A 6,845-nucleotide genomic window follows, 5' to 3' on the forward strand; every position below is an offset into this window, starting at 1 on the left:
GTGATGTGTCAGTGGTGCTCCATTTTCAGGGCTGTTTCCCGCCTAGAATTTCTTAGGCCCGCGGCCGCGTTTTTGAAAGGACATGGATGTTCTCCGGGAGGCTTTCGGCTATCCATTTATGGAGCACCCCCATCCGCGCCGAGGCTAAAGCTCGTCGCTAACTCCCGTAATACTCTGTAATGTCTGTATATCCCTGTTCTGTCAACTGTTCTTTCTGGAACTTTTTATTCTTTTTCATTTTTACAATCATGACCTGCCTGCCCGCCGCGCGTTCTCTTTTGGCAAGCTCCAATACTTTGAGCATTCCTTCAGCCGGCAGGTTCTTTTCTATCAGATATGCTTTTTTCTCCCTGCCTGACGGCACCACGAAGCCCCGCTCCAGCAGAAGCATAACGATGCGTTCAAATCCGATGGAAAAGCCGACCGCAGGGATACTCTGTCCGGTAAATTTTCCGATCATTTCATCATAGCGCCCGCCGCCGCCGACACTTCCGCCGAACTCATCCATTGCGATTTCAAAAATGGTTCCCGTATAATAGGACATTCCCCGCACAAGCGCAGGATCGAAACTGATCCTGAAATCTGCTTCTTTTGCACTTTCCACACTGGTAATGATCATTTCCAATGAATCCGCCGCCTCATCCTCAAGAAAACCTTTTAGTTTTTCTTTACAGCTTCGTACACCCTCCACATCATTCGTAATCTCTTTAAATAACTGAAGGTATTTGTCCACGGATTCTTTCGCATATCCGTTTTCCTCTAATTCTGCTGCCACGCCGTCTATACCGATTTTATCCATCTTATCCAGTGTGATAAGGACACTTTCATAATCCGCTTCTGCAAATCCACTGTATGCCGCCATTGCTTTCAGGAATCTGCGGTCGTTGATACGGATGGTGAAGTTCTGAAAGGAAAGTTTTCCAAGCAGCGTCGTGGTCGCCAGAATCAGCTCTATCTCCGCCAGGTTGCCCGGTTCATCCAGAATGTCAATATCACACTGCATGAACTGACGGAAGCGTCCCCGCTGCGGCCTGTCCGCACGCCACACATTTCCGATCTGCAAAGCTTTAAAGGGAGATGGCAGCTCATTCGCATGATTGGAATAATACCGGGACAGCGGCACCGTTAAATCATAACGCAAACCGCCATCCACCAGATCGCTCTCCGCTTTGGCTGTATCGATCTTCAGCTTTTCTCCGCGTTTCAAAATCTTAAAGATTAGTTTTTCGTTGTCCCCGCCCTGCTTACTGCACAAATTTTCAATATGTTCTACACAGGGAGTCTCGATTGAGGAAAATCCAAATGATTTATATGTCTCCTTGATCAGCCCAATCACATAATCCCTGATTTCCATTTCCCCGGGCATCATGTCCTTCATTCCGGTAACCGGTTTTTTCTTTAACGCCATAACCTTACTCCTTTTTAAGCATCGGTAAAATGCCAATACTTTCGATTCTATTTTCTAATTTTAACTGCCAGGGCATGTGCCGACATTCCCTCGGACTCTGCAAGCTGAATGATATAATCCGCATTCTTCTTTAATGCAGCTTCCGGATAATGGATGACACTATATCCTCTCATAAATTCCAATACTGACATGCCGGAAGAAAATTTTGCAGTCCCGCATGTTGGAAGAATATGATTTGTTCCGCAGAAATAATCACCCACGGGTTCGGTACTGTACTCACCCACAAATACTGCGCCGGCATTCGTTAATTTTGTAAGTGCATCCTGATAATCATCCAATAACAGTTCCGCGTGTTCCGGAGCAATTTCATTTACGGCATCCACAGCTTCCTCGATAGAATCAACAATAAAAATATCTCCATAATTTTCAAATGTTTTTTGGGTTGCTTTTACAAGACCATGTTCTTTACACAAACGGTTGATTTCAGCCTTAATCTTTTGTGCCTGCTCTTCCGATAAACAGAAAGCAGTACTTGCCTCAAATCCCGTGCCGTGCTCTGCCTGAGACATCATATCTGCAGCTATAAAAACAGGATTCGCATTTTTGTCAGCGATAATTGCAATTTCAGAAGGCCCGGCGATGGAATCAATTTTCACTTCACCAAACAACAGCTTCTTTGCCATTTGGGTAAAGTTATTCCCAGGACCTGTTATTGCATCGACTTTCCTGACAGTTTCCGTCCCATAAGCGACAGCAGCTAACCCCTGGGAACCGGAAATTTTATAATAGTTTCTGATATTCAGATAGTCAGCTACATAAAGTAAATGTTCATCAATCGTTCCGTCTATTCTTGGTTTTGTCAGTATATATATGTTTGGAACTCCGGCCACGATGGCTGGAATCACGTTCATATATAATGTAGAGACGAGCGGCGCCATATTCCCGGGAACATTAATAGCCAGACTGTTAATCGGAGTATATCTTCGTTCGAGTACAGCGTCATCCTCATAGGTTTCAGAAAAGCTCGCAGGTAATTGCTTTTTATGAAATCTAAATAAATTGTCACAGGCTCTTTTTACAGACTCTTTAAATTCTTCTGATACTTTTTCTTTTGCATCTGCAAATTCTTCCTCTGTTACGAATAAGCCGATTTCATTCATATCAACATGGTCGAATTTCTTCATGTACTCATACAAAGCTTCGTCGCCCCGTGTCTTTACATCCTTCAGCACTTCCCTGACCGTAGTTTCCACCTCTTCAGGAATGCTGCTTCTTCGTTTAAGAAGATGATTGAATCTTGGGTTTTCATAACTAAATTTGCTGATTGTTACCATGGCTTTTCTCCTTTTCTTTTGATTATATAGACGTTTGTTAAACGCCTGGGCCCATTGATTTTACTGGGTTTCCTTACACTTTATATGTTTTTTTCTCTGTTCCGGACGTTTACGTTTTAAAATAAAAAAAACGCCTGCAAGAGAATTTTTCCCTAACAAGCGTGGATCAAGCATCTGCCTAATATCAGTTAAAATAATAGCAATACAACTCTCATTTGTCAAGCCCAATGTTATCCAAAAACTTTCTTGACAAGCCAATTTAGTTAAGCTATAATAATTAAAACAACTTAACTAATTACAAAAGAGAAAATTAAACTTCACCCGGGGGGATGTAAACCAATGGATTTAAAAACGGCTTTGGATGCATTTTATTACAGTACAGTTTTATGTGACCTGCGACTGATGAACAAGCAGTTTGTGGATGAGACTCTTACCTATAACAGCCTGCTCTACCTGGAGCTTATTTTTTCGATGAAGGGAAAATGCACGGCTTCCAGAATTGCAAATTTACTCCAGGTCTCAAAACCTGCCATTACGCTGAAAATCAATGCATTGATCCGTCAGGGGCTGGTACTGAAAGTCCCGGATCCCGATGATCGCAGACAGAACATTTTAACTGTCAATGAGGAAGCTGTACTAAAATACAAAGTCTACCGCAGGCAGGACAATGAAGCGATCGCACGAATCCAAGAAAATTTTTCCGAGGAAGAGATCCAGCAATTTTGCAGAATGTTAGACATTATATCTACAATTAACTACGAGGAAATTGATGTAAAATGAGAGGTGAGGGAATATGAAAGTTCTTTTGGTCGATGAGAGGTTTTTTGATTTTAACTTATTGCGGAATTGCGTCGGCGACGGCATCTGCTCGCTGTTGGACGTTGACATGTTTGTGACGGGCAATGAGAAATCCGCACCGGTACAAATCCTTGAGCCGAAGCCGGATAAACCAGTTATTAATGATGCATCCTTCGACGTATCCCGTAGAAACCAGCAGCAGATGATACTTAATCAGGCTAAGGATTACCTGGACAATCATTACATGGATTTTGATTGTTCCTTATCTTCTGTAGCAAAATCCATACATATATCACCCAGCTATCTGAGTCTCATATTTAAAAAAGTAGTGGGGATAACATTTGTCAACTATCTTACTCTTTTACGCATCAATAAGGCAAAACAATTGTTATCCTCCACTGATCTTATGGTCTACGAGGTCTCTACAAGCGTGGGGTATGAAAATTATTCCTATTTCAGCACAGTATTTAAAAAAGCCACAGGTCTTTCTCCCAGAGAATACCGCTTGAATTACCACCACAAAGAAGAGCCCTGTGACCTATATCTCTGAAATTAAAATAACGCCGACAATACACATAATTATGCCGACCAACCGTTTAAGGGTAACTTTTTCTTTATAGAAAACGGCTCCAACAATCACCAGGGCAATTGCCAGCAATACATATAGTAAGACACTTCCAACGCTGAGATTCCACCCCATACGGAACATCAGCAGTACGGATACGTCCATACATACAAGGCATATGCCAAGTGCAGGTGCAGTCCAGTTGATTTTTTTCAATTCCAACATAAAGTTTTGCCCTTTTTTCGTTAAAAAAAACATTCCAATAACAACGATAAGACACACACCATAGCACAGACAAAGAGAAACATAAGGATCGATGGTTTCTGGTGTAACCTTCTGAATAATCATATAAGGAACACGGGAGACAACCATTAAGATTGCTGGAGCCAGATAATTTAATTTTGCAACTTTTTTTGTATCTTTCATATTTTATCCTCCATTGTAAATGTGACATTAGCTTATCATTTTTTTCTTGCAGCCTTTTCAGGGGAATTAATGATATAAAGTCCAACCGCACAGACAATTACACCAGTAATTTTCATCGCGGTGATATTTTCTCCAAAAAAACACACACCAATGATTACAACAATGACTGAGCAGGCAATATTCGCTATCAAAGATCCAATGCTGATATCCCAGCCGGCTCTGAACAATAAAATGAGTGAAAGATCAGCAAACACAATACACACTCCCAGACAATAGGACGTCCAATTTGCTTCAGCGGCAGCAGCAAGCAAATTTTTGTCTCTGCTTGTCAGTAGGAACAGGGCAATACAAACCAGAAGCGCCATACAGTAGGTAACTGCAAGAGAAACAAAAGGATTTATTTTCTCAGGTGTCGATTTTCCTACTACATTGTAAAATACATTGCCCAGAATTCCCAATAAAAGTGGTGAAATAAATATCAAAAAACCCATATAAATCTCCTTTCCGCGCGCCTTCGGCGCTGCACGAATCGTAATAAAAGTATTGAGGATCAAGTTCTTTTAAACGAACTGTTGACCCTCTGATCTATAGTGAAAAGACGCGCCTGATACCTTTTATGATATCAGGGCGTCTTATTTTTTATGATATAGGAAATTCCTCCGGAATTTCCTATATCATAAAAACCCTCCGGGAGGATGCACACGCCGCGATAAGGTATATAGCCGCAAAGCGGCATCGCGGCGGCCCCAAAGTGTGCAAGCCCCTTATGAGTGAGGGGCTTGCACACTTTGTTCTTCCTCCGCCTTCCAGCTGGCATATCTGGTATAGACTGCCATCGTCTTTCCCACGTGGATATGGCCCCCCGGGATCTGCACGATGCGGGGCTCTTTCCCCTCTGCCTCCCGGATCTTTACCTCGCCCTTTTCCAGGCGCTTCAGGGCCGGGCTGTGCCCTGCCATGTAGCCCTCCTGTCCCGAGCCTTGCTCTACCACGACCATCTCCACTTCCCCGGAATAGAATAACTGCTGCGGAGTTACAATCTTTAATAAAAAACTTTTTGCTGCCATCCGCCCTTAGCCTCCTTCTGCACACGGTCCGCTTCCGGGCCTCCCTTATGCGGTCTGCCCCTGGGCGTACTTCTCCGTCACGTCGTCAATCCCACCTGCAAACAGGAACATGGATTCCGGGATCTCATCGTGCTTGCCTTCCAGGATCTCCTGAAAGCCCCGGATGGTTTCTTTCAGCGGCACGTACTTCCCGGCCATCCCCGTAAACTGCTCCGCCACATAGAACGGCTGGGACAGGAACCGCTGCAGCTTCCTTGCGCGGGCTACCGTCAGCTTATCTTCCTCCGACAGCTCCTCCATCCCCAGGATCGCGATGATGTCCTGCAGGTCCTTATATTTCTGCAGCACCTCCTGCACCTCCCGGGCGGTCTGGTAATGCTCCTCCCCCAGGATTAACGGGTCCATGATCCGGGACGTGGACTCCAGCGGGTCCACCGCCGGGTAAATCCCAAGCTCCGTGATCGCACGGCTGAGCACCGTGGTCGCATCCAGATGTGCAAAGGTCGTCGCAGGCGCCGGGTCTGTCAGGTCATCCGCCGGCACGTACACAGCCTGCACCGAAGTGATGGAACCGTCCCTCGTGGACGTGATCCGCTCCTGCAGCGCACCCATCTCCGTTGCCAGGGTGGGCTGGTAGCCTACCGCAGAGGGCACACGCCCCAAAAGCGCCGATACTTCCGACCCCGCCTGGGTGAAACGGAAAATGTTGTCAATGAACAGCAGCACGTCCTGGTGCTCCCTGTCCCGGAAATGCTCCGCCATGGTCAGCCCCGTCAGCGCCACGCGCATCCTGGCTCCCGGCGGCTCATTCATCTGCCCGAATACCATGGCCGTCTTATCGATAACCCCGGATTCCTGCATCTCATAATACAGGTCGTTCCCTTCCCTGGTACGCTCGCCTACCCCTGCAAATACAGAGATCCCGCCGTGCTCCTTGGCGATGTTGTTGATCAGTTCCTGGATCAGCACGGTCTTGCCTACCCCCGCGCCCCCGAACAGGCCGACCTTCCCGCCCTTTGTGTAGGGGGCCAGCAGGTCAATGACCTTGATCCCCGTCTCAAAGATGACCGAAGACGTGTCCTGGTCCTTATAGTCCGGCGCCGGACGGTGGATCGCATCGTAACGCTCCGCCTCCACGGGGCCCTTCTCGTCAATCGTCTCGCCCAGCACATTGAACAGGCGCCCTAATACTTCTTTCCCGACCGGGACCTTGATCGGCTCCCCCGTGTCGGTCGCTTCCATCCCCC

The 6,845-nt window shown here is 46.0% G+C and carries 8 protein-coding genes; 2 read left to right on the forward strand and 6 right to left on the reverse strand.

All coding sequences use genetic code 11. The features are described 5' to 3' along the window. Positions 1–157: 157 nt before the first annotated feature. Positions 158–1,408, reverse strand: coding sequence for a histidine--tRNA ligase (hisS, locus tag ARB69_RS25250; protein ID WP_055155376.1), 1,251 nt, complete (start codon positions 1,406–1,408; stop codon positions 158–160). A gap of 47 nt (positions 1,409–1,455) precedes the next feature. After that, a complete protein-coding gene (hisD, locus tag ARB69_RS25255; protein ID WP_055155377.1) occupies positions 1,456–2,742 on the reverse strand; it encodes a histidinol dehydrogenase in 1,287 nt (428 codons plus the stop codon). 339 nt (positions 2,743–3,081) lie between these two features. On the opposite strand from hisD, the gene ARB69_RS25260 reads away from it, so the two are divergent. Together ARB69_RS25260 and ARB69_RS25265 are read left to right on the forward strand one after the other, a co-directional pair. Beyond that, positions 3,082–3,522 carry a MarR family winged helix-turn-helix transcriptional regulator gene (locus tag ARB69_RS25260; RefSeq protein ID WP_025656851.1) on the forward strand — a complete coding sequence of 147 codons (441 nt, stop codon included), beginning with the start codon at positions 3,082–3,084 and terminating at the stop codon, positions 3,520–3,522. Between the two features lie 13 nt (positions 3,523–3,535). Next, positions 3,536–4,090, forward strand: coding sequence for a helix-turn-helix domain-containing protein (locus ARB69_RS25265; protein ID WP_050639522.1), 555 nt, complete (start codon positions 3,536–3,538; stop codon positions 4,088–4,090). On the opposite strand, the gene ARB69_RS25270 is transcribed toward ARB69_RS25265, so the two are convergent. The 4 genes from ARB69_RS25270 to atpD form a co-directional block, all read right to left on the reverse strand. Beyond that, positions 4,079–4,531, reverse strand: coding sequence for an EamA family transporter (locus ARB69_RS25270; RefSeq protein WP_050639521.1), 453 nt, complete (start codon positions 4,529–4,531; stop codon positions 4,079–4,081). The two genes, ARB69_RS25265 and ARB69_RS25270, sit on opposite strands and share 12 nt — an antisense overlap. 35 nt (positions 4,532–4,566) lie before the next feature. After that, a complete protein-coding gene (locus ARB69_RS25275; RefSeq protein WP_055155378.1) occupies positions 4,567–5,022 on the reverse strand; it encodes an EamA family transporter in 456 nt (151 codons plus the stop codon). Positions 5,023–5,295: 273 nt separating this feature from the next. Continuing rightward, positions 5,296–5,598 (reverse strand): hypothetical protein, encoded by a 303-nt coding sequence (locus tag ARB69_RS25280; RefSeq protein ID WP_055155379.1) that lies wholly within the window; start codon positions 5,596–5,598, stop codon positions 5,296–5,298. Between the two features lie 45 nt (positions 5,599–5,643). Continuing rightward, positions 5,644–6,845: F0F1 ATP synthase subunit beta (atpD, locus tag ARB69_RS25285; protein ID WP_055155380.1), on the reverse strand; the 1,202-nt coding region annotated here is incomplete at its 5' end.

Source organism: Faecalicatena contorta (assembly GCF_001404335.1).
Taxonomy (GTDB): Bacteria; Bacillota; Clostridia; order Lachnospirales; family Lachnospiraceae; genus Faecalicatena; species Faecalicatena contortus_B.

What these genes read in the sequence shown, in the direction of transcription:
- hisS (WP_055155376.1), bottom strand. Translation starts at nt 1,408, where the DNA reads ATGGCGTTAAAGAAAAAACCGGTTACCGGAATGAAGGACATGATGCCC.
- hisD (WP_055155377.1), bottom strand. Translation starts at nt 2,742, where the DNA reads ATGGTAACAATCAGCAAATTTAGTTATGAAAACCCAAGATTCAATCAT.
- ARB69_RS25260 (WP_025656851.1), top strand. Translation starts at nt 3,082, where the DNA reads ATGGATTTAAAAACGGCTTTGGATGCATTTTATTACAGTACAGTTTTA.
- ARB69_RS25265 (WP_050639522.1), top strand. Translation starts at nt 3,536, where the DNA reads ATGAAAGTTCTTTTGGTCGATGAGAGGTTTTTTGATTTTAACTTATTG.
- ARB69_RS25270 (WP_050639521.1), bottom strand. Translation starts at nt 4,531, where the DNA reads ATGAAAGATACAAAAAAAGTTGCAAAATTAAATTATCTGGCTCCAGCA.
- ARB69_RS25275 (WP_055155378.1), bottom strand. Translation starts at nt 5,022, where the DNA reads ATGGGTTTTTTGATATTTATTTCACCACTTTTATTGGGAATTCTGGGC.
- ARB69_RS25280 (WP_055155379.1), bottom strand. Translation starts at nt 5,598, where the DNA reads ATGGCAGCAAAAAGTTTTTTATTAAAGATTGTAACTCCGCAGCAGTTA.